Genomic DNA, 22821 nt, shown 5'->3' on the forward strand with positions numbered 1-22821 from the left:
CGAGGGTGGGGTGGTGATATCCACCTCGATCGACAAGTACTGCTATATCAACTGTCGCCACCTGCCGCCCTTCTTCGATCACAAGTACCGCATCGTCTACTCCGCCATCGAGAACGTGATGGAGCCAAGCGAGATTCAACACCCCGCGGTGCGCGAAGTGCTGCGCTATATGTGCTGTGACCAAGGCCTGGAGATTCACCATGACGGCGATCTGCCGGCACGCTCGGGGCTGGGCTCGAGCTCGTCCTTTACCGTCGGCCTTCTGCATGCCTTGAAAGCGCTTAATGGCGAGCAGGTTTGCCACGATTCGTTGGCGAAGATGGCCATTCATGTTGAGCAGAATCTGATCAAGGAAAGCGTCGGCTCGCAGGATCAGGTGGCGGCGGCCTACGGCGGTTTCAACCGTATCGACTTCCATCGAAACGGTGATTTCAGTGTGGCACCGATCATCCTGCCGGCCGCGCGCCTACAGGACCTGCAGGATCATTTGATGCTGTTCTTCACCGGGTTTTCGCGCATCGCCTCTGAAATTGCCCAGAGCCAGATTCAGAACATTTCCGCCCGCCACAACGAGCTGACGCAGATGATGCAGATGGCCGATGAAGCCATGTCCGTGCTGCAGGCCACTGGCTCGCTGGATGACTTCGGTGCCCTGCTGCATGAGGGCTGGTGCCTGAAAAAGAGCCTGTCCAATCGCGTCAGCAACCCGGACCTCGACCTCATCTATGACACCGCCCGATCAGCAGGGGCCATGGGCGGCAAGTTGCTAGGGGCGGGGGGCGGCGGTTTTATGTTGTTTTTCGTCAAGCCCGAGTTGCAGCGGCAGGTGCGTGAGTGCATGGGCGATCTGGTCCACGTGCCGTTCCGTTTTGAGAACTCGGGAAGCCGTGTGGTTCTTTACCAGCCCAATGGATTTTGAGCATGCCGCTGCTTCTTTCTAAGCACACACGGATATTCATCGCCGGGCACCGGGGCATGATCGGTTCGGCGTTTGTCCGGCACTTTACCGCGGCCGGTTTCAGCCAACTGATTCTGCGCGGGCACGAAGAACTGGAGCTGACTGACAAAGCGGCCGTCGCTGCATTTTTTGCCGAGCAACGTCCGCAGGTGGTGATTCTCGCCGCGGGCAAAGTTGGTGGGATTGTCGAGAACCTCACCTACCCGGCGGATTTCATTACCCGCAATCTGGAGATCCAGACCAACGTCATCCACAGCGCCCACCACAACGGGGTAGAGCGCCTGCTGTTTTTCGCCTCGTCCTGCATGTACCCGCGCGAGTGCCCGCAGCCCATGGCGGAGACAGCGCTGCTCAGTGGCAAGCCGGAAGTCACCAGCATGGCCTATGCCATGGCCAAGCTGGCCGGCGTGCAGATGTGCCTGGCGTACAACCAACAGTACGGCGAACAGCGCTTTATTCCGGTGATCCCCAACAGCGTCTATGGGCCCAACGACAACTTCGATCCACAGACCGGGCATGTGCTGTCGGCCTTGATCAACCGCTTTCACCGCGCGGTGCAAGCCGCCGACCCGATCACCACGCTCTGGGGTAGCGGTCGGCCACGGCGCGAGTTTTTGCATGCCGCCGACCTGACGGCTGCCTGCCATTTGCTGTTGGACGCAGACCTTGGCGCCGTCGAACTGCCGATCAACATCGGCAGCGGCTATGACTTGCCGATCAGCGAGCTGGCTCAGTTGATCGCCCGCATCCTGGGCTACCAGGGCGATATCAGCTGGGACACCGAACGCCCCGACGGCACTTTGCGCAAGCTGCTCGACAGCTCACGCATCCAGGCCCTCGGCTGGCAGCCGGGCATCGCGCTGGAAGCCGGCATCCGCCAAACCTATGGGTCTTTTTTGGAGAGCGGCCATGCATGAAATTGAATCGGCGGTAGCCGCAGAGTTGGCGGAAAAAGCCCATTGGGTCTGGCGCGAAACCTTGAAGATCCACCAGCGTTCGCCTGAGACCCGAGTGGCGTCCTCGCTGTCGCCCATCGAGATTTTCGTCACCCTGTACTACGGTGGTTTCCTCCGTCAGAACCCGGCCGAGCCACTCTGGCCAGGCCGCGACCGCTGCATCATCAGCAAGGGCCACGGCTCTTTGTGCATGTATCCGATCCTCGCCGATCTGGGCTACTTCCCGGCGGCCGAATTGGAACGGGTGTGCATGGCGGGCAGCTTTCTCGGTGGCATCCCCGACCCGGTGATTCCGGGTTACGAAACCATCAACGGTTCACTGGGGCATGGCGTCGGGGTGGCTGCCGGTATGGCGTTGGCGCTCAAGCGTCGCGGCCAGACGCAACGCGTGCATGTGCTCACCGGTGATGGGGAGCTGCATGAGGGCTCGAACTGGGAAGCCTTTATGTTTGCCGCGCAGCATCGCCTGGACAACCTCACGGTGCTGGTCGACAACAACCAGATCAGCATGCTCGGCGCCACCGACGAGATCATTTCCCACCGTGATCTGCAGGCCAAGTTCAGCGCCTTCGGCTGGCAGGCGCAGGTGGTGATTGACGGGCACTCGCCCCAGGCGATTGCCACGGCGCTGAATGCCAGTCGCGCCAGTACCGAGGAAAAACCCCAGGCCATTATCGTCAACACCCGCAAGGGCCACCGGGTGCCGGGGCTGGAAAACGCGCCCCTGTCGCACGTGACCCCCATCGCCCCGGAACTGATGGCGCAATTGCTGGGGGGCCGAGCATGAGCGAACTGCAAGCGCCGATAAAACCACGCGCCATGCGCGACACCTTGCTCACCTCGATTCTCGAGGCCATGGAGAGTGACGATGTGTTTTTCGTCACCGCCGATTTTGGCTCGCCGGTGCTCGACCATATTCGCGAGCGTTACCCGCAGCGCTTCGTCAATGTCGGGATTGCCGAGCAGAACCTGATCAACGTCTCGGCAGGGCTGGCGCTGGAAGGCTTCAAGGTGTTTGCCTACGCCATCGCGCCCTTTATCACCATGCGCTGCTTCGAGCAGATCCGCGTCAACCTGGCGTTGCTCTCCACCGTGCGGCCGTTGAACGTCACCCTGATCGGCGTGGGCGCCGGCTACAGCTATGTGGTCTCGGGGCCGACCCACCAGTGTTATGAAGACATTACCCTGATGCGCAGCATGCCCAACATGCAGCTGTTTTCTCCGGCGGATCAGGTCACCTCCAGCCTGCTGGCCAGCGCCTGCCTGAGCCGCCCCGGGATCAAATACCTGCGCCTGGATGCCCAGGTTCTGCCGGTGCTCTACAGCCAGCAGCGGCCGGATTTCAGCCGCGGTTTTCATGTCCACGGCGAGGGCCAGGCGCTGTGCCTGGTGGCGACCGGCTACATGACCCACACGGCGCTCAAGGTGGCGGATCAGTTGGCCGAACAGGGCGTGAAGGTGAACGTGATCGATCTGTTCGATCTCAGCCGCTTCGACGAAGAAGCCCTGGTGACATGCCTTCAGCGTGCCCGGGGAATCGTCTCGCTGGAGGAAGGGTTCCAGGGCGCCGGTGGGGTGGATTCGCTGCTGTTCAACCTGCTGTCGCGGCGGCTGCCGGGCAAGCCGTTCCTGAATATCGGCGTGGCGCCGCACTATCGATTCGAACTGGGCGACCGGCAAACCCTGCATGAACAGGTGGGTATCGGCAGTCAGGCAGTGCTGCAGAAAGTCCGCGATTTTGACCAATCACTCTGACCACATAGCCACTTTGACCACGGAGCATCCGTTGCCGATGAAATATCCCCTGATGCGCAACAACATCTTGCGCGAAGACCTGGATGCAGTGATCGAGCACCTGCGCCAGGACGACCCCAAGCTGACCCACGGCGAACACGTGAAAGCCTTCGAGCAGGAATGGTCCCAATGGCTGGGGGTCAAGTACAGCGTGTTCGTCAATTCCGGGGCCTCGGCGAATCTGCTGACCATGGCGTTGCTCAAGCTCCGCCACCCGGAGGGCGGTGAAGTGCTGGTGCCGCCGCTGACCTGGGTGTCGGACATCGCCAGCGTGCTGCAGAACGGCTTCACCCCGGTGTTTGCCGATATCGATCCGAGCACGCTGGCGATGGCGCCGCAGGGCATCCTCAGCAAGCTGAACGAACGCACCCGCGCGGTGTTCCTTACCCATGTGCAAGGCTTTGACGGCATCGACGACGGGGTGCTGCAGGAGCTGGAGCGCCGCGGTATTCCCTTGATCGAGGACGTCTGTGAGTCCCATGGCGCCGAGCACAACGGGCATCGCCTGGGCAGCCTGGGCTGGATCTCCAACTTCTCTTATTACTACGCCCACCATATGAGCACCATCGAGGGCGGGATGATCTGCACCAACGACCCGTTGGTTTACCAGCAGGCACGCATGCTGCGCTCACATGGCATGGTCCGCGAGGCAAATGACCCGGAGTTTCGCGCCGAGTATCAGCAGGCCAACCCGCAGCTCAACCCGGATTTCATCTTCGCCTTCCCGGCGTTCAATACCCGCAATACCGAGATCGGCGGCATCCTCGGGCGCAAGCAACTGAAGCGCCTGTCGGCCAACGTCGAGCGTCGAACGCAGAATCTGCGGCGCTTTCTCAATGGCATCGACCCGCTGAAATTTCGCACTGACTTCAAGCTGGAAGGCTCGAGTAACTACGCCTTCAACCTGATCCTGCGCGAGCCGGATGAGGCGCTGGTGCAGCGCCTCATGGTGCATATGAAAGAAGGTGGTATCGAGTTTCGCCGCGGCAGTGCCGGCGGCGGCAACCAGCTGCGCCAGCCGTACCTCAAGGGAATCGTACCGGCGGACTACCACCTCGAGTTTCCACAGACCGAGCACGTGCACTTCTACGGGTTTTACATCGGCAATTTTCCGGACCTGCGGGATGAGGAAATCGATGAACTGTGCCACTACCTCAATCGCGTGTAAGCGATGACGGTCACTACCGCGGTGATTCTCGCTGGCGGCCTGGGCACGCGCTTGCGCAGTGTCGTGTCGGCGGTGCCCAAACCCATGGCGCCGATCAACGGCCGGCCGTTTCTCGAGTGGCTGATGGACTACTGGATCGACCAGGGCATCAGCCGTTTCATCCTGTCAGTGGGTTACCAGTACGAAGTGATTACCGCGCATTTCGGCAGTGCCTATCGCTCTGCGCAGGTGCACTACGCCATCGAGCACGAGCGCTTGGGCACCGGTGGCGGCTTGCTGCTGGCCGCCGCAGAACTGGGGAGAGAAGACGCTTTCCTGTTGCTCAACGGCGATACGTTTTTTGCCGTGCCACTGGCCGCCCTGGATGGCTTTGCCCGGCAAACGCAGGTGGACTGGACGCTGTCGCTGTTTCGCGCGGAGGAGGCGAACCGTTACATGGGGCTGGAACTGGATGAAGGGCAGCGAATCGTCGCGCTGGCGTCTCAGCGCGGGTCGCCCGGTTGCCTGGCCAATGGCGGCGTCTACTGGGTACGGCGCAGCAGTCTTGCCGGGCTGCCGTTCACTGCGGGTCAGGCAGTGTCCCTGGAAGATGAGGTGTTGCCGACCCTGCTGAGGTCGGGGGCCGCGCTGTCGGGTTTCGCTGTCGACGGCGCCTTTATCGATATCGGCATTCCACAGGACTACCAGCGGGCCGCCCAGGTGTTGGCCGCCACTGAATCGCACGCCTGAGCGGCCTGATCTCGGGTCGTTTAGGCATTTACCGTTTTTATAAAAAGGAAGCAGACGATGAGCCACAACATTCTCGTGACCGGTGGGGCGGGTTATCTGGGGTCGACGCTGGTGCCGGCATTGCTGGAGGCGGGGCATAAGGTCACGGTGCTGGATAACTTCCTGTTCAAGCAGGCGAGCCTGAACCATGTCTGCCATGCGCCCAATTTCACCGTGGTGAAAGGCGATATCCGTTTGGAAAGCGTAATCAAGCCGCTGCTGAGCAAGGCCGACGTGGTGATTCCGCTGGCCGCTCTGGTGGGCGCGCCAATGTGCAACGCCGACCCGGTTGGCGCGTCGAGCATCAACCACGATGCGATCGCGATGATGCTGCGTCTGCTGTCTCCCGAGCAGGTGGTGCTGATGCCCACCACCAACAGCGCCTATGGCACCGGCGATGCCGACAACTTCTGCAGCGAGGAGTCGCCGCTGCGACCGATTTCGCAGTACGCCAAGGAAAAGGTCGAAGTGGAAAAACTGCTGATGCAGCGCGAGAACGCCATCAGCTTCCGTCTGGCGACGGTCTTCGGCATGTCGCCACGGATGCGCACCGACCTGCTGGTCAACGACTTCACCTACCGCGCAGTGCATGACCGTTTTGTGGTGCTGTTCGAGAGCTCCTTCAAACGCAACTACATTCATGTGCGCGATGTGGCGCGGGTGTTTCTGCATGGCCTGGAAAACTTCTCGGCGATGACCGGGCAGATTTACAACGTCGGCTTGTCGGACGCGAACATTTCCAAGCGTGAACTGTGCGAGCGCATTCAGGCGCAGATCCCGGATTTCGTGTTTCTCGACGCCCCGGTCGGCAAGGATCAGGACCAGCGCAATTATGTAGTCTCCAACGCCAAGCTGGAGGCGACCGGCTACCGCACGTCCATGTCGCTGGATGACGGCATCCAGGACTTGATCAAAGGTTTCACCATGATCAAGAACATGGTGTACGGCAACGTCTGACCGCCGTGCGGGTTTCGACAAGACCCGGGCTTCGACAAAAAAGGACTGTGATTTGGCTAGCCATCTTTCTGCGAGGCAACTGTTGCGCGACGCCGCCCGCCATCGCTCGATGATTCTGGCCTTGGCCATGCGTGAGCTGCAGAGCCGTTATATCGGCACCCTTGGCGGCATGTTCTGGGCGCTGGCCCACCCGCTGGCGATTGTCGTGGTGTTTTATTTTGTCTTCGCCGTAGGTTTCCGTGCCCAGGCGCCGGTGAATACGCCGTTTATCCTGTGGTTCGTCTGCGGGCTGGTGCCCTGGTTCTTTTTCAGCGAGGTGTTGCCGGCGATTACCAACTCGATCACCGGCAATGCCCACCTGGTGAAAAAAACCGTGTTTCCCACCGAAGTGTTGCCCTTGGTTCACGTGATAGCGGCGCTGATTCCCCACGGCATATTTCTGCTCGTCCTCGGTGCCATGATGCTGCTCTACCAGGTGCCGCTGGCGCCCGAGCGCTTGCTGTTTATCTATTTTCTGCTGTGCACCTGCTTGCTGTTGCTGGGCTTGGGCTGGCTGCTGGCGGCGTTGCAGGTGTTTTACCGTGACATCGGTCAGGCCCTGACCATCGGCCTCAACCTGTGGTTCTGGAGCACGCCCATCGTCTGGTCGCTGGAGATCATGCCGGCGCCTATCGCGCAGTGGATGGTCTACAACCCGATGTACTACATCGTGCAGGGCTATCGCGGCACGCTGATCTTTCCCACCGTCACCTGGCCGCCTTTGGATCAGACCCTGGTGTTCTGGGCAGTGACCCTGACGCTGTTGTTTCTCGGCGCCTTTGTCTTTCAACGCTTGAAACCGGAATTTGCCGATGTCCTTTGACGCGATGGCCAAAGAGCCGGTTATCCGCGTGCAGAACGTGTCGAAGAAATTTCGCCTGTTCTCCTCGCCGCGCGAGCGCTTGATCGAAAGCCTGCATCCGCTGCGCAAGCAATACCACAAAGAGTTCTGGGCGCTGCATGACGTGTCGTTCACGGTGGCCAAGGGCGAGTTTATTGCCATCCTGGGCCGCAATGGTTCGGGAAAATCGACCTTGCTGCAGATCATCTGTGAGGTGATGCAAGCGACCACCGGCAGCGTCGCCGTGCAGGGCAAAATCTCCGCGTTGCTGGAGTTGGGGGCCGGCTTCAATCCGGAATTCACCGGCCGGGAAAACGTGATTCTCAACGGCTCGATCATGGGTTTCAGTCGCGCGGCGATGGAAGCGAAGATGCCCGCCATCGAAGCGTTTGCCGAGATCGGCGAGCACTTCGATCAGCCGGTGAAAACTTACTCATCCGGTATGTTTGTGCGCGTGGCGTTTGCCGCCGCCATTCACGTCGAGCCCGAAATTCTGATCGTCGATGAAGCGTTGAGTGTCGGTGACGCGAAATTTCAGCACCGCTGTTTTCAACGTGTTCGCGAGTTCGTCGAGCAGGGCAAGACCATCCTGTTTGTTTCCCACAGTGTCGATACCGTCTTGCGCCTCTGCCATCGGGGCGTGGTGCTTGAGCAGGGGCGGATGTCGTTTGATGGGCCGATTGTCGATGCCGTTAACCACTATCAGGATCTGCTTTCCGGCGGGGCCGCGCTGCCATCGCAACCGGGCGATGCAGAGCACCTGATTGCTCCTGGCGACGAGGGTGAAGCCTTGCACTTGCTCAGCAGCACGGGCGATGTGATTTGTGACAAGCCTTCGTATAACGCGCACGAAACCCGGTTGGGCAGCGGCGAAGTGAAGATCGTGGATTTTGAAATCATGGCCAACGGCTGCCGGGATCCGGCCACAGTCCCTTCGGGGCAGACGGTCGATCTGATGGTCAAAGTGCTGTTCCACAAAACGCTGGAGAACGTGTCCGTCGGCTTTGCCATCGTCTCGCTCGACGGCACTTACGTGTTCGGCACCAACCTGCTGATGCGGGAGGCGCCTTTGCTGTCGGCCAGGGCGGGGGAGTGCCTGGTGGTGCGTTTTTCGCTCTACACGGCGTTGGTCGGGGGCGAATATTTTCTCGACCTGGGCTGCACTCAGCCGTCAGCCAGCGAAGACCGATTTCTCGACGTCAGGCGCTCCCTGGCGGTGCTCAGAATCGCGCAGACGCCCGGAGTGGTGGGCTTTGCCAATCTGCAGGTCAAACATGAGGTTCTGTCAGTGGCCGGTCTGCAAGAGCATCTGTTGTGAGCGGCGTAGCCAGCAGCGACTTCTTCTCCAGCAAGGCCCAGTACTCGATCAAGTCCGCCGGAAAACCGTTTTCAGCGAGGAAATCGGTTTGCATGGCCTGATAACGCTGATGGGCCTCCTCATACAACTCGGGCCAGGTGTTCAACAGCTCGTCGATGCGTTTCTCCCACTGGTTCGCATCCAGTTGAAAACAGCATCGCGAGATAGCCGACGTGTCATTGGATCCGATGGAGATGGTCGCCCGTCCGCAGCGTAAGCCGGCGATGATCCGCATCAGCGACAGCCAGCGCCATTCGGACCGCTGAGGAATATTCAAGACGATCCGGGCTGAAGCGTTGAGCTGATCCCGACCTTTACGCGACAGGAAGTGCGTCGTATGCGTCAGCGTATGGCGCGTTGCCACCGACTGCAGGACTTGCTTGCGAAAGGTGGTCAGTCCACCGGTAAATACGAAGTCATGCTGGGGCGCTTGTCCGGCAAGATCTCCCCGCGCTAATGAGGGAAACGGTAAGGCTCGAATCGGTATGCCCGGAAACATGCGGTCGGAGCCGATCAGCTGCGGCAGATCACCCAGCACCCAGATAGCACGCAGGCAAGGTAAGCAGTCCATCAGGTTCTTGATACGTGCCGCTTGGGTGGCGGGGTGCATATAGTCGTTGTTGTTCCAAAGTGGCTCGCCGTGAATAAACAGGTCGCCGCCCTGCAGATCCAGGTGCTCGGTCATGATTAGCGCCACCCGCTTGCCGGTTCGCTGACAGAACTCGATCAGTATCTGACTGGTTCTTTCGGAGAAGTTTTCGATCACCACATTCAAGGCATCAAGCCGCGGCTTGCGGCTCATGGAAACCCGGTAGCCATGCTGCTGCATCAGCAGAAAAAAGAACTCCACCTGATCGCTGATACCGACCATGGGGTGGTTGTAGACCCACAGATGCAGACGGGGCAACGTTCGTTCGTTATTCATAGTGCGCTCTCGATAATCGCCGCTTTCACGGTGTCTGCGGACTGTCCTGAATGGATGCGGCTATAAAAGCCGGCTTGAACGCGTGCGATATCAAACTCGCCCTCCAACTCCGGGATTGCGTAAAAGACGCTGCCGTAGCGAACCAGGTTGAAACCTGCCACCGCTTTCTCCACCACCTCGACATCGTCGCCCCCCGGCAACTCCTCCAGTTTGCGCAGTAGGTCTTTGAGGGTGGTTCCCACCATACAGGGGTCGTATTTCCCGGCTTCGGCGAGTTCAGGGTTGAACTCCCCGACCGAAGGCGAAATGGCATAGAACATATCGCCATGGCGGATGACGTTGAGCCCTTTTATATTCGCCGCAACCAACTGGATATCAAACGACGCAAATCTGTTCTGAGGCGGTGTTACAGCGTCGTTGCCGGGCAGTATGCGCCCGAGCACACGGCGTGCCCGACGTAACCCATTCAGCGAAATGACTGCGGCGGAGAACAGCCGCGGATAGGGCATCAGCACATTGGCGATGTGGTCTTTCAGCAGATGGAATTTGTGCCGGGGAAAGTGGGTGAGGGGCGGCGTTATCAAATAGCAGCCTTTTAGTCCTTTGATGCTGGCGGCGAACGTGAGTGACGGTGCTCCGTGGTCGATGTACCGGGCAATCGGCGACCAGTGATATAGCGGCATCGGGCCGCCGCTGGGGTTAAAAATCACACACCCGCCCAACTCGGTCACCCCACCACTGCCGGCATCCAGGCGTGGCACTGGTTGCGGCGCACTGGTAAACAGGCGTGGCCAGTCACCTGTATCCACCAGGCAACTGGACATCTGTAGCGGCCTACGTGCGCTCAGGTTTGCTTTATCTACGCTCAGGGAAGAGTCGGAAGCGGACTCGTAGCACTGCTGAACCTGCGACCAGAAATCCTGGCAGAACTGTATGCCTGAGAACGCATCACGCGCTTTGGACAAGGCTGCACGTTGCAGCGCCGCATACTCGGCTGGATTGGCCAGCAACCTGCCCACCCGCACCGTCAGTTGCTCGACCAGGTCATCTTCCAGCTCATGGCTACGTTGGAAGCGATTGAAGACCAACCCGGTGTCCGCATCGTGCCGCCAGTTATTCGCATAGATGCCGCGCAGCACCACACCATCGACCGCATCAGCGACATAGCGATCCGTGCCTACGGTATCTGACACTACCGGCACGGCGCCTGCGGCCATCGCCGACATAATGGATACCGAATGCAGGGAGACGCTCGGTAACAGAAGAACGTGCGCCGCCTGCATCAGAGCGTCGAGTTCGCCTTCACTCAGGTAGTTCTCGATCCAGATGACCGAGCGACCTTCATGGCGACGCAGCCACTGCAGATCAACGCGGTACTCGGCAAGCTCGCTATCGAGGGGCCGAGCGCAACGCATGATCAGACGTCCGGCACCTGGTTCCGGGTAGGTGCGTTGCCAGTAGCGCAAGGCCAGGTGCCCACCGCGCAGGAAAAAATTCTTGGGGTTCTGGTTCGCTGAATTGACGAACAGCAAGATCGGCGCATCCAAACCGTTTTTGTCCACCGCCGATGGTGTGGCGTCGCTGCCATGCAGACCAATTCTTGATGCGCGTAATTTGCTGTCGATGATCGGTGATAAGAAGAAACGGCGAATATCGTCGAGTGTCTGCGGTATATGGGAAAAAATCCCCAGGCACAGTGGATGCTCGAAGATCGCTCGGTAGTGATCGCGCACCTGTTTCACTTCACGCGAATCGAAGCCACCGCTTCCCTGGTGCGCGAGCGGAAAGAATATCGGAGCAAAGGCCTCGCAATGGAACACAAAAGGGCGCTTGAGGCTGGGGAAGGGCGCCGTATGGTGAAACTCGATTTCTCCTGGCAGCAACCGTGTCAGGGTGAAGTTGGCCTGCCAGAAGTGCTTGAAGTAGCCCTTTTGTACGGGGCTCGCGCGCGGCCCAAGTCGGGTTTTATCCCGCGCCAGCTCCTGCAATAAATCTTTTCTGAAATCATGCTCGCTGCGGAGCTTGCGAGATAGCTTGATATTGTCCCAGGCCGATAGCGTCACCCATTCGGGCTTGGACTCAAACAGTGCGCGATACAGCGGGTGGAAGCCATTCAACGGCATGTAATGCGTCAAGCTCCAGGGAGCTGCCACTGACAACTGTGCGTTCATTTATTTCTCCGCAGCGAGGTTGCTTTGCTAGTTGGCTGTGAACATGTAAGCGAGTGGCCCCTTATCACCTGGCTGCTATTGCTGCTGAACATCAAGCGAGCGACTTAACTCTTTTTCCGCCATTTCGTAGAGCTCGCTCAAGCTGTTGGCACACAGAATGTTTTCCATGCCGTGGATGTGTTGCAACGCTTGCCCCCCCAGCCTGACCTCGACGGGGCCTAGTGTTTTTCGTAGCGAGTAGTACTCATCTTTCCAGCGAAAAAAATTCCAGGTGGAGTCTTCGCCGACCATTACTGGGGGGGCGACTTTAATGGGGATGGTTTTCGCCTCAGAACTACCGGTGCGGTAGTTGAGCGTTTTATCCAGTACCTGCTCCAGAATCAGCGCCATTGGCATTTCCGCCTGGTAGCGTTGGAAAACTCTCTCGGCTTTTTCACGCCAATCCGTATCCAGGATATGCAGCGCATGCTCGTGAAACGGTACGGTTTGTGGGCATATCCCGGCGATATCGCCCTGCCGAGTCGGGACGGGAACGTACTCGGCAGCTACTGCCCGTTTGGCCATCATCAATCGTCCCAGGCGCGTTGGTGAGGGGATGGGCCATTGATCGGACTGCTTGAAGTTAAGCCCCACGCGGCTGTTGCTGATCAGCTCGGCGATGGCGGTAGGTGAAAGCAAACCCCGGGGCCAGACAACCTTTGCATGTTTCTCCAGTTGGCTAACCACCGTCTCCCGATAGGGCGTTCTCAGGCCAAAAAAGCAGAAATCAATATGGGGGGCCTTGTTCAGGCCGCCGGGAATAAGCCGTTCTGAAAAGCCCAGTTCGATGAAGGTGGTTGGGCAGAACTGAGCGTAGAACTGCACCGAGCTTTCAATCATCGTCCAGATAAATTTCGCGTGCGGTGCTATTTCGACAAAGCAGTTGAAGCGGGTTGTCCACGTGGGATCGCTGCGCCAATTAAACCCCTGGCCGTCTGGAAGTTCGGTGGCGATCAAGCCGAAGTCGACACCCGCGCCAAGCAGTTCTTCGCGCATTCCTGGCTCGAAGTACTCCCAAAAAAGATTGATAGCGGAGCGCTCCACCGAGGTTTCGGAGAACGTCACCTTATGGCCGAGCTCAAGCAAGCCAGCCTCGAACCAGGCGGCCATGTCGCTCAGGGTCGATCTACCTACTTTGTTGTGGTTGGCGGTGCAAAAGTGGAACCAGGCCATATCCGTACTTCCCTAAAAAGCTTATCCCGCGCCGGCTCCTTGTTGTATGGGGTGCGTCACTTATCACTCGGACAACTTAGGTTCGCCCCCACCTTTGACCACAAACCTTAATAGCCCATGGGCGGCGGAGTGGCGCAGGGTGAACCAGATCCACAGATAGATGCGCCAGCGCAGCGGCAAGTCGAAATCAAGAAAGAGGCGTTTGAAGTAAAAAAGCAACGGGCTGCGGCCCGGTGCAAGCGGCGCTTCGACTGCTGTGTCCGACGGAGTCGTGTCTGCTGGCTGTCCATTCAGTGCGCGCAGAAGACGATTAGCGGCAGTAGCCCGAGCGGTACTCAAACAAATAAAGATCGAGTCATCCTGAAAGCGGCCGCGCTGCTTATACGTGTCGTCGTAAGCCGCCTTGCCTGTTCGGTAGTGCAGGTGCTCAAAGACCACATCGTTCAAATAAATAAAACGATCAAAGCCCTGATGCTGGAGGCGTTTGAAGATGTCGAACAGATGAACGTCGATAAAGGCGCCCGCGTAGGCGGCGGGGTAGGGGTCAACCAATAACTCGCAGGTTTTGCGCGACAGTATGGGGAAGGTCGCCAGGCCGCCCTTTTTCAGCAGGTCATTGCAGTAGCCCAGGTAAATCCGGTCGGAAAAACGCTCGTCCATTGCACGTAGAGCAGTGTCCCAGCCGACGGTGCGCATCACCATATCATCGTTGACCAAGACAATGATCTGCCCTCTCGAGGCACGAAAGCAGGTGGTGTTGTAGGCCCCCATCGATTGTTTGGGGCCAATGATACGGTGCGTGTACAACGCGCGCCCATCCAGATGATGGCTGCCCGTGTCATCGTCATCGACATACAGAATGACTTCCACTGCGTGCAGTGCTTCTGCCGTTTTTACTACGCTCTCTAGAAAGCGCTTGGCCAGTTCCGGTCGGCCACGAGTCGGCAATAACAGCGATATTTGCACGACTTCAACAGTGGCTTTCTTTTTCCCTGGCATCGAAGTGTGTGTAGCGACGGATAGCCCGGCGTCCATGTGTCTCTTTCCTGTCAGGTATCCCATCAAACATAGCCGAAGATCCGTCTTATGCCCGGTTGATCTAGAAGCAGGGCTTAGATCGCTTTTGCCAGCTTAGCCGTTGGTTACCGAACTGAAAGCGGAAGTAGGCAAACTCCATGCGCGCTGACCGGAAAATTGTTTGGCCCAAGAGCCAGGGCGGTCTGTGCAGGCTGCTGCGCTTGGTTAACGGAAGAAGCCAGCTATGATTTTCTGCGAGTGTGCGGCCGTCATGGAATTCATGTACGCGTCGTTGGGCAACTACCTGAGTTGGCTCGGTGAGCGAGACTCCATACGTTCTAGGAAGGGAATCGACAAGAATGGGCGTACTTCGGTTGTTTCTGGCGTTGTCGGTGGTCTTCCATCACATACCGCAATCTCCTTTTCACTGGCTGCACGGCTCCGTTGCAGTGATCGGTTTTTTTATGGTCTCGGGGTTTTACATGACCCTGGTGATCAATGAGAAATATCGAATGGCCGAAGGGCCATGGATCACCCGTTTTTACCTGTCGCGGGCGTTCAGGATTTTTCCGGTATATCTGGCCGTGGTGCTGGCCGTGGTGCTCTGGTATTTCGTTTCCCATACACCGAGTGTCTTTACCGCCAATATGGGGCATGGTTTCTGGGGGCAGCTCAGCCTGGTCTGGATGAACCTGTTCATCTTCGGACAGGACTGGCATCAGCTGACCGCGTTTTCGCTGGCTGAACATGACGTCAATGGCTATACGGCGTTTATGGCGGGGCACTTCGGTACGGCCTACTTCGGCAACAGCATGATGCTGATCGGGCAGGCTTGGACGCTCGCCATCGAGCTGCTGTTTTACCTGCTAGCTCCCTTCGTAGTGCACAGTCGCCGCCGAATTGTCGTTCTCTTTCTTGCCAGCCTGTTGGTCCGTGCGGCGTTTCGGCCGCTGGCAGACACCTTCAATCCGCTGGCCTGGGGCTACTATTTCTTCCCCTCGGTATTGTGTTTCTTCCTGATGGGCAGTCTGGCTTATTACCTCTATCGGCACGTGAATCAGCGCGCCTGGGCAAACAAGGCTGCCCTGCCGGTAAATCTGCTGCTGCTGAGTGGCGTTTTGTACGTGATGGCCGTGAAAGGTTACCCAATCATTGAGAAGGCTACGGGCTATGACACCGTCGCGTTGTGGCTGCGCTATGGCGCCTTTGCCCTGTGCCTGCCGTTTGTATTTCTGCTGTGGAAAAACAACCGTGTGGACCGTTGGCTGGGAGACTTCAGTTATCCCGTCTATATCGTCCACGGTTTGGTCATTGGTCTCGTACTGGGGAAAACTGGCCTGGCACAGGGAAGCTACGCCGCTCAGATAACGATCCTGACTGTTTCGCTGCTTGTGGCCGGATTCGCCTGCGTAGCAATCGAGGTGCCCTTTGACAGGTGGCGGCAGCGCCGATTTGTCGCTCAAGTTTCTTCCAGGCAACCCCTGCATCCGGCAACACCCTTGAAGTGGGTAGGGGCGATGACGCTGGCGGTCTGTATTTATATCGGTTGGTTGACCATGTACTCACCCTTGCAAGCACCGCCCGCCAGGCTGGTAAAGGTCGAACAAGTGCTGCGTTACAACATCGTCAATTACAACGACAGGTTCTATGGCATCGCGTTTGGCATCCCTATCGAGTGGGGTGGCCCCAACTATGAAGCTACCCCTGGCCTGATCATCGCCAAGACCCAGGAAGAGGTGAGCGACGCGATCCACAAGCAGGCGGGCAGTGCGCCTCAATAGTCGATGTGCCGGAAAAACAAAAACCCCTTGCGGCGTGAGCCGGCAAGGGGTTTGGTGTAGCGGGGAACGGTGGGGTCAGACGTTGAAACGGAAGTGCATCACGTCGCCATCTTTGACCACGTACTCTTTACCTTCCAGGCGCCATTTACCGGCTTCCTTGGCGCCGGCTTCACCTTTGAACTGGATGAAGTCGTCGTAGGCGATCACTTCGGCGCGGATAAAGCCTTTTTCGAAGTCGGTGTGGATCACGCCAGCGGCTTGCGGGGCGGTGGCGCCGACGCGGACGGTCCAGGCGCGGACTTCTTCAACGCCGGCGGTGAAGTAGGTCTGCAGGTGGAGCATTTCGTAGCCGGCGCGGATCACGCGGTTCAGGCCCGGCTCTTCCAGGCCCAGGGCCTCGAGGAACATGTCTTTCTCTTCGCCGTCATCGAGCTCGGCGATTTCCGCTTCGATCTTGTTGCACACCGGCACCACGATCGCGCCTTCTTCCTCGGCAATGGCTTTCACCACGTCGAGCAGCGGGTTGTTGTCGAAGCCGTCTTCGGCGACGTTGGCGATGTACATCACAGGCTTGGTGGTCAGCAGATGGAAGCCGCGCACGATCAGTTTTTCGTCGGCGCCCCAGTTCTTCATCAGGCTGCGCGCGGGCTTGCCTTCGGTGAAATGGTTGATCAGTTGTTCCAGCAGGGCCTTCTGCGCAACGGCGTCTTTGTCGCCGCCCTTGGCGTTGCGGGTAACTTTCTGCAGTTGTTTTTCGCAGCTGTCGAGGTCGGCGAAAATCAGTTCGAGGTCGATGATCTCGATGTCGCGCTTGGGGTCGACGCTGTTGGAAACGTGAATCACGTTTTCGTCTTCGAAGCAGCGCACCACGTGGGCGATGGCGTCGGTCTCGCGGATGTTGGCGAGGAACTTGTTGCCCAGGCCTTCACCTTTCGAGGCGCCGGCTACCAGGCCTGCGATGTCGACGAATTCCATGGTGGTCGGCAGGATGCGCTTGGGGTTGACGATGGCGGCCAGAGCGTCAAGGCGCGGGTCGGGCATCGGCACGATGCCGCTGTTCGGTTCGATGGTGCAGAACGGGAAGTTCTCTGCCGCGATACCGGATTTGGTCAGGGCGTTGAACAGGGTGGACTTGCCGACGTTGGGCAGGCCGACGATGCCGCAGTTAAATCCCATGGTGTAATCCTCGCGGAAGAAATTTCGCTAAAAAGAGTGGTCAAGCCTTTTGGCTGTGCAGAAGTTTCATCGCCCGGTTCCATTCCCCGGCGTAAACCTCTGGCATCACGCCAAGGGCAAAGTCGATGCTGGCGTCCAGTTTCTCCTGTTCGGCGCGTGGCGCACGACCCAGAACAAAGCCGGAAACCTTACTGGCTTCACCGGGGTGGCCAATGCCAAGCCGCAGACGGTGAAAGGTATTCTGATTACCGAGTTGCGCAATGATGTCGCGCAAGCCGTTGTGGCCACCGTGCCCGCCGCCTTGTTTGAATTTGGCGACGCCCGGTGGCATGTCGAGTTCGTCGTGGGCTACCAGAATGGCGTCTACCGGAATGCGGTAAAAACTGGCCATGGCTGCAACCGCCTGGCCACTGCGGTTCATAAAGGTAGTGGGGATCAACAGACGAATATCGTGGCCTTGATGGCTGAAACGAGCCGTCAGACCGAAAAATTTGCGCTCTGCCACCAGATTGACCCGTTGGGCCGCGGCGAGACGCTCAACAAAAAGGGCCCCTGCGTTATGCCGGGTCTGTTCGTATTCAGCGCCTGGATTACCCAGGCCGACGATCAGTTGTACGGCAGTCACGACAGGAGCCCTTCCTTAGACCCAGCGAGGATTACTCGGCTGCGCCTTCTTCTTCTTTCGGTACGCGCGAAGCGTGGATGTTGGCAACTGGCAGGTCTTTGCCATGCGCCAGGGCAACCAGTTCAACGCCAGCCGGTACGACCAGGTCGGACAGGTGAACGATCTGACCGATTTCTACTTTGGCCATGTCGACGTTGATGAATTCCGGCAGGTCTTTAGCCTCGCAGGAAACTTCAACTTCAGCGGCGGTGTGGGAAACTTCGCCACCTTGCTGCTTCACGCCAACCGAAGATTCTTGGTTGATGAAGTGCAATGGAACGTGAACGGTCAGTTTCTGGCCAGCCACTACGCGAATGAAGTCAGCGTGCAGTACGTGACCTTTAGCTGGGTGACGTTGCAGCGCTTTGATCACTACAGTTTCAGTCGCGCCGCCAACGGACAGGGCGATTACGTGGCTGTAGGCAGCTTCGTTTTCCAGCAGTTTGGCTACTTCTTTAGCCAGCAGAGTGATGGAAACAGGAGCTTTGTCACCGCCGTAAACTACGGCAGGAACTTGGGCGGCGAGACGACGCAGGCGGCGGCTCGCACCTTTCCCCAGGTCGGAACGCACTTCAGCATTCAGGGCAAAATCAGTCATGGTGAATCTCCAAAATAAACTTCGCCGCCTGCATTGCTTGCGACCGGCAATGGTAGGCGGTGAGGCAAAAAGCCCCGCACGAGGCGGGGCACTTTCGTTCTGCGTTATGCAGCCAGGGGTTTAGCCCTTAGCGGAACATCGCGCTGATCGATTCTTCGTTGCTGATGCGGCGTACCGCTTCAGCGACTACCGGCGCGATATCCAACTGGCGGATACGTTTGCAGGCTTGAGCAGCTGCCGACAACGGGATGGTGTTGGTCACCACCAGTTCGTCGAGCATGGAATTTTCGATGTTCTCGATGGCACGACCGGAGAGAACAGCGTGGGTTGCGTAGGCGAAAACCTTGGCAGCACCGTGTTCTTTCAGGGCCTTGGCCGCGTGGCAGAGTGTGCCGGCGGTGTCGACCATGTCATCCACGAGGATGCAGGTACGGCCTTCAACATCACCGATGATGTGCATCACTTCGGAGTGGTTGGCCTTCTCACGACGTTTGTCGATGATGGCCAGATCCACGCCCAGGGATTTGGCGACAGCGCGAGCACGCACTACACCGCCAATGTCCGGGGACACGATCATCAGATTTTCGAAACGTTGATCTTCGATGTCGTCCACCAGTACTGGCGAACCGTAGATGTTATCTACCGGGATATCGAAGAAACCCTGAATCTGGTCGGCGTGCAAATCAACAGTCAGAACGCGGTCGATACCGACGACGGTCAGCATGTCAGCCACCACTTTGGCGCTGATAGCAACGCGAGCAGAACGCGGACGGCGATCCTGACGGGCGTAACCGAAGTAGGGGATCACGGCTGTGATTCGAGTAGCCGAGGAGCGGCGGAAGGCATCAGCCATTACCACCAGTTCCATCAGGTTATCGTTGGTTGGCGCGCATGTCGGCTGGATCAGGAAGACGTCTTTACCGCGAACGTTTTCGTTGATCTCAATGCTGATTTCGCCGTCGGAAAACTTTCCAACGGAGGCATCGCCGAGTGGGATATGCAGCTGACGTACGATACGTCGCGCCAGATCGGGGTTAGCATTCCCCGTAAAGACCATCATCTTGGACACGCGCAGTACCTGCCGGCTGAGGGTATACCTGGATGAGTATAGAAAATGGCAGGGGCGGCTGGATTCGAACCAACGCATGGCAGGATCAAAACCTGCTGCCTTACCGCTTGGCGACGCCCCTGTAATGTGCAACTGGATGCTTAGCATCCGCTTCTCAGGACAGTTTTTGTAACCGCTGGTGCAACATCGAAACGTTACAACCTTTAGCAACAAACCCTGGCAGGGAGGCTGGAAGTTGGGCCGCGACTTTATCAGCTTCGGCTTTGTTAGGGAAGCTCCCAAAAACACAACAACCAGTGCCGGTTAATCTAACTGAAACAAATTTGTTTAGCAAGATCAAAGCGTTACGAACATCTGGGTAACGCTTCTCGACCACCGACTGACAGTCATTACGACCGCCCCGCTCGAGAACGGCCGACAATGTAATCGCCGGAGTATCGCGTGTCAACTCCGGGTCAGAGAAAATTTCTGCTGTGCTGACAGATACTTGCGGTATCGCCACGAGAAACCACGGTTCGTCCAACTTCACCGGAGTCAGCACTTCGCCCACGCCTTCAGCAAATGCGGCGTGTCCACGCACAAACACCGGTACATCGGCACCTAAACCGACGCCCAGTTCAGCCAATTGATCGAGACTCCAGCCCAGCTGCCAAATGTGATTGAGGCCGAGCAGAGTGGTCGCAGCATCCGAGCTGCCACCGCCAATTCCACCGCCCATGGGCAGCTTTTTTTCCAGCCAGATATCGGCGCCCAGACGGCAGGCGCTTTTTTCTTTTAGCTGGCGTGCGGCTTTTACGATCAGGTTGCTGTCGTGGGGCACCCCTTCAATTTCGCTATGCAAACGGATTTCGCCGTCGTCGCGCAGGGCGAAAGTCAGCTCGTCGCTGTAATCGAGAAATTGAAACAGGGTCTGCAACTGGTGATAACCGTCGGCGCGACGGCCGAGGATATGCAGCATGAGGTTGAGTTTTGCCGGTGCCGGCAGTGTTAGGCGTACAGCTGCCATTACTTGCCCAGCTGGCGCGGTTGCCAGTCCTTCACCACCAGGGTGACGTCGAGGTCGCGGCCGTGCAGCTTGATGCGCTCAGGCAGCCAGTAGCCGTTCTGCTCGGCGTAGCTGAGGTACTCCACGTCCCAGCCGTCCTGGTTCAGGCGCTGCAAGTGGCTCTCGCTGTCGAGGGTGACGGTGCTTTTGCTGTCCGGTGCGGGCAAGCCGCGAATCCACCAGGTCAGGTGCGAGATCGGCAGTTTCCAGCCGAGCTGTTGCTCAAGCAATTCTTCCGGGGTGTTCGCCTGGTAGCGTCCCTGATTGGCGACCTCCAGGGTGACATCGCCAGCATGCCCGGTCAGGCGGGCGGCGCCGCGACCCAGCGGGCCAGACAGGCGAATGTCGAAGTAGTCCTGGCGTTGCAGCCAGAACAGCGTGCCGCTGCCGGAGTCTTTGGGCGCGCGAATGCCCACCTTGCCACTGATTTGCCAACCATTGAGGGCGACGGTGCGCTCTTTATGGGCTTGCCATTTGGCCGGGTCGCCCTGGCCTTCCAGCGATTCATGAGAGGTGAGGCCGGCGCAGCCGCTGAGGGCGGCGAGCAGGCCGATAACAAGGAGGTGGCGCAAACGCATTTAAAGCTTCTCGGAACCGGTCAGGCGCAACAGGGTTTCGCGCAGGATGGTGTTGTCGGGTTGTTCTTGCAGAGCGGCGGCCCAGACTTTGCGCGCTTCCGGCTGTTTGCCATTGGCCCACAGCACTTCGCCGAGGTGAGCGGCGACTTCCGCATCAGGGAAACGCTCCAGCGCTTGGCGCAGCAAACGTTCAGCTTCGTCGAGGTTGCCGGTGCGGTAGTTGGCCCAGCCCAGGCTGTCGAGAATGGCTGGGTCATCCGGGCTCAGCTTATGGGCTTTCTGGATCAGGTCGCGACCTTCGGCGTAGCGCGTGGTGCGGTCCACCAGGGTGTAACCGAGTGCATTGAGCGCCATCGAATTATCCGGTTCGCGGCTAAGGATGGCGCGCAGGTCGGCTTCCAACTGGGCCAGGTCGTTGCGCTTTTCCGCCAGCATCGCACGGGTGTACAGCAGGTTGAGGTCGTCGGGGTATTGCTTGAGGGCCTTTTGAATCACTGCCCAGGCGTCGTCGTAGTGCTGACGACTGGAATGGGCTTCGGCCTCAATCAGGTACAACTGGATGGCGAAGTCTGGCTGGCTGTCACGCGCTTCGGCGAGCAGTTTCGAGGCTTCGCTGCTGCGGCCGCGATCAAACAGGATGTTGGTCTGGCGCAACTGCGCCGGCAGGTAATCATTGCCGGGGCCGACCAGGCCGAATTCCTGCAGGGCGCTGTTCGGGTCCTTGAGTTCTTCGTAGGCGCGGCCAAGGTTGAAGTGGGCGGCGTCGACGTGGCTGTTACGTTCCACCAGGTCTTCGAGGTAGCCAATCGCTTCCTGCCAGGCTTCGGCTTCCAGGCAGACGAGTGCCAGGGAGAAGCGCAGGTCATCGTCATCGGGGAACTGCTGCACCAGCGAGGCGAACTCGGCTTTGGCGTCGTCCAGGCGGTTCTGTTCCACCAGCAGGCGTGCGTAGGCCAGGCGCAGGCGTTTGTCGTCCGGGTGTTGCTTGATGCCTTTTTCCAGCAGCGGAATGGCTTCATCGCCACGCTTCATGCCTTGCAGCAAGCGGGCGCGCAGCAGCAGCGGGGCGACGTCGTGGGTCGCGGCCTTCTGCTCTTCGAGCAGTTGCAGCGCAGTGTCAGGGTGGCCGTCTTGCTGCAGGAGCAGGGCCTTGCCGAACAGCAGTTGGCCGTTGTCCGGGTATTTCACCAGCAGGCGGTCGAAGCTGTGCAAGAGACCTGCGCGGGTGTCCGGGTCGGTTTCGGCGGCAGATAAAGCGAGGAAATCGAAGTGGGTGTCGCCCTGGCCCTGCAGGACTTTCTCCATGTACACCATCGATTCGTCGTAGCGGCCGGCGCGTGCCAGTTGAATGGCCGCGGCGCGTTGCGCTTCGAGGTTGTCCGGGGCGTTCTTGGCCCAGATCAGCGAGGTTTCGAGTGCGGGCTCATCGGCGCCCAGGTATTCGGCAATCCGGAAACCCCGCTCGGCGACGCCGGCATCCTGGGTTTCGTTGGCTTGCTGAATGTAGTTTTCCAGGGCGATATCGAAGCGGTTGCGTTGCCCGGCAAGCTCGGCGGTCAGCAGGGAAAGCAGGGTTTCCTCGCTGAACGAGCCGTATACCTGGGGTTTGGCAACGGCAGCCGGCGCGGTGTCTTCCACCGGCGGTGAGCCGTCCTGGCTGGAAGGGCTCAGGCTGGCGCAGCCCCCGAGAAACAAGACGGCGGCGAACAATGGCAACGATTTATTCATATATAGGAAAGGGCGACTT

The 22821-nt window shown here is 58.8% G+C and carries 21 protein-coding genes and 1 tRNA gene; 10 read left to right on the forward strand and 12 right to left on the reverse strand.

Annotation, left to right across the window (positions count from 1 at the left end; translation table 11 throughout):
- Positions 1-10: 10 nt before the first annotated feature.
- The 9 genes from C8K61_RS22110 (at position 11) to C8K61_RS22150 (ending at position 8799) form a co-directional block, all read left to right on the forward strand.
- Positions 11-919: a kinase gene (locus tag C8K61_RS22110; RefSeq protein ID WP_256589519.1), complete on the forward strand. Its 909-nt coding sequence runs from the start codon at positions 11-13 to the stop codon at positions 917-919.
- 2 nt (positions 920-921) lie between these two features.
- Complete coding sequence (locus tag C8K61_RS22115; protein ID WP_108098466.1) at positions 922-1875, forward strand: GDP-L-fucose synthase; 954 nt, start codon at positions 922-924, stop codon at positions 1873-1875.
- Entirely contained in the window at positions 1868-2701 is an 834-nt protein-coding gene (locus tag C8K61_RS22120) for a transketolase (protein ID WP_108098467.1), read from the forward strand. Before C8K61_RS22115 ends, C8K61_RS22120 begins: the two co-directional genes overlap by 8 nt.
- Complete coding sequence (locus C8K61_RS22125; RefSeq protein ID WP_108098468.1) at positions 2698-3669, forward strand: transketolase family protein; 972 nt, start codon at positions 2698-2700, stop codon at positions 3667-3669. The genes C8K61_RS22120 and C8K61_RS22125 overlap by 4 nt, the downstream gene beginning before the upstream one ends.
- Before the next feature lie 37 nt (positions 3670-3706).
- Complete coding sequence (locus tag C8K61_RS22130) at positions 3707-4876, forward strand: DegT/DnrJ/EryC1/StrS aminotransferase family protein (protein WP_218277833.1); 1170 nt, start codon at positions 3707-3709, stop codon at positions 4874-4876.
- A gap of 3 nt (positions 4877-4879) precedes the next feature.
- The gene (locus C8K61_RS22135) at positions 4880-5605 is read left to right on the forward strand and encodes a sugar phosphate nucleotidyltransferase (RefSeq protein WP_108098469.1); all 726 of its coding nucleotides are present in this window, start codon (positions 4880-4882) and stop codon (positions 5603-5605) included.
- 57 nt (positions 5606-5662) lie between these two features.
- On the forward strand, positions 5663-6601 hold the full coding sequence (locus tag C8K61_RS22140; protein ID WP_108098470.1) for an NAD(P)-dependent oxidoreductase: 939 nt from the start codon (positions 5663-5665) through the stop codon (positions 6599-6601).
- Positions 6602-6683: 82 nt separating this feature from the next.
- Positions 6684-7463 (forward strand): ABC transporter permease, encoded by a 780-nt coding sequence (locus C8K61_RS22145; RefSeq protein WP_108098471.1) that lies wholly within the window; start codon positions 6684-6686, stop codon positions 7461-7463.
- Positions 7453-8799 carry an ABC transporter ATP-binding protein gene (locus C8K61_RS22150; protein WP_108098472.1) on the forward strand — a complete coding sequence of 449 codons (1347 nt, stop codon included), beginning with the start codon at positions 7453-7455 and terminating at the stop codon, positions 8797-8799. The genes C8K61_RS22145 and C8K61_RS22150 overlap by 11 nt, the downstream gene beginning before the upstream one ends.
- Here C8K61_RS22150 and C8K61_RS22155 read toward each other — a convergent pair.
- The 4 genes from C8K61_RS22155 to C8K61_RS22170 all read right to left on the reverse strand — a co-directional run bounded on the left by C8K61_RS22155 (position 8750) and on the right by C8K61_RS22170 (position 14181).
- On the reverse strand, positions 8750-9763 hold the full coding sequence (locus tag C8K61_RS22155) for a hypothetical protein (RefSeq protein ID WP_108098473.1): 1014 nt from the start codon (positions 9761-9763) through the stop codon (positions 8750-8752). The two genes, C8K61_RS22150 and C8K61_RS22155, sit on opposite strands and share 50 nt — an antisense overlap.
- A complete protein-coding gene (locus C8K61_RS22160; protein ID WP_108098474.1) occupies positions 9760-11934 on the reverse strand; it encodes a hypothetical protein in 2175 nt (724 codons plus the stop codon). The genes C8K61_RS22155 and C8K61_RS22160 overlap by 4 nt, the downstream gene beginning before the upstream one ends.
- Positions 11935-12009: 75 nt before the next feature.
- Positions 12010-13146, reverse strand: coding sequence for a hypothetical protein (locus tag C8K61_RS26775; RefSeq protein ID WP_158272533.1), 1137 nt, complete (start codon positions 13144-13146; stop codon positions 12010-12012).
- Positions 13147-13209: 63 nt separating this feature from the next.
- Positions 13210-14181, reverse strand: a complete 972-nt coding sequence (locus C8K61_RS22170; RefSeq protein WP_108098476.1) for a glycosyltransferase family 2 protein — start codon at positions 14179-14181, stop codon at positions 13210-13212.
- A gap of 341 nt (positions 14182-14522) precedes the next feature.
- Here C8K61_RS22170 and C8K61_RS22175 point away from each other — a divergent pair, with 341 nt between their 5' ends.
- The gene (locus tag C8K61_RS22175; RefSeq protein ID WP_108098477.1) at positions 14523-15944 is read left to right on the forward strand and encodes an acyltransferase; all 1422 of its coding nucleotides are present in this window, start codon (positions 14523-14525) and stop codon (positions 15942-15944) included.
- A gap of 75 nt (positions 15945-16019) precedes the next feature.
- Here C8K61_RS22175 and ychF read toward each other — a convergent pair whose 3' ends face one another.
- The 8 genes from ychF to C8K61_RS22215 all read right to left on the reverse strand — a co-directional run bounded on the left by ychF (position 16020) and on the right by C8K61_RS22215 (position 22802).
- Complete coding sequence (gene ychF, locus C8K61_RS22180; protein ID WP_108098478.1) at positions 16020-17120, reverse strand: redox-regulated ATPase YchF; 1101 nt, start codon at positions 17118-17120, stop codon at positions 16020-16022.
- 40 nt (positions 17121-17160) lie between these two features.
- On the reverse strand, positions 17161-17745 hold the full coding sequence (gene pth, locus C8K61_RS22185; RefSeq protein WP_108098479.1) for an aminoacyl-tRNA hydrolase: 585 nt from the start codon (positions 17743-17745) through the stop codon (positions 17161-17163).
- 31 nt (positions 17746-17776) lie between these two features.
- Complete coding sequence (locus C8K61_RS22190; RefSeq protein ID WP_108098480.1) at positions 17777-18382, reverse strand: 50S ribosomal protein L25/general stress protein Ctc; 606 nt, start codon at positions 18380-18382, stop codon at positions 17777-17779.
- 127 nt (positions 18383-18509) lie between these two features.
- Positions 18510-19451, reverse strand: coding sequence for a ribose-phosphate pyrophosphokinase (locus C8K61_RS22195; RefSeq protein ID WP_108098481.1), 942 nt, complete (start codon positions 19449-19451; stop codon positions 18510-18512).
- Positions 19452-19497: 46 nt separating this feature from the next.
- Positions 19498-19572: transfer RNA gene (locus C8K61_RS22200), tRNA-Gln, on the reverse strand.
- Positions 19573-19605: 33 nt separating this feature from the next.
- Positions 19606-20457: a 4-(cytidine 5'-diphospho)-2-C-methyl-D-erythritol kinase gene (gene ispE / locus C8K61_RS22205; RefSeq protein WP_108098482.1), complete on the reverse strand. Its 852-nt coding sequence runs from the start codon at positions 20455-20457 to the stop codon at positions 19606-19608.
- On the reverse strand, positions 20457-21074 hold the full coding sequence (lolB, locus tag C8K61_RS22210) for a lipoprotein insertase outer membrane protein LolB (protein WP_108098483.1): 618 nt from the start codon (positions 21072-21074) through the stop codon (positions 20457-20459). The genes ispE and lolB overlap by 1 nt, the downstream gene beginning before the upstream one ends.
- Entirely contained in the window at positions 21075-22802 is a 1728-nt protein-coding gene (locus C8K61_RS22215; RefSeq protein WP_108098484.1) for a tetratricopeptide repeat protein, read from the reverse strand.
- Positions 22803-22821 lie beyond the last annotated feature (19 nt).

Source organism: Pseudomonas sp. GV071 (assembly GCF_003050835.1).
Lineage (GTDB): Bacteria > Pseudomonadota > Gammaproteobacteria > Pseudomonadales > Pseudomonadaceae > Aquipseudomonas.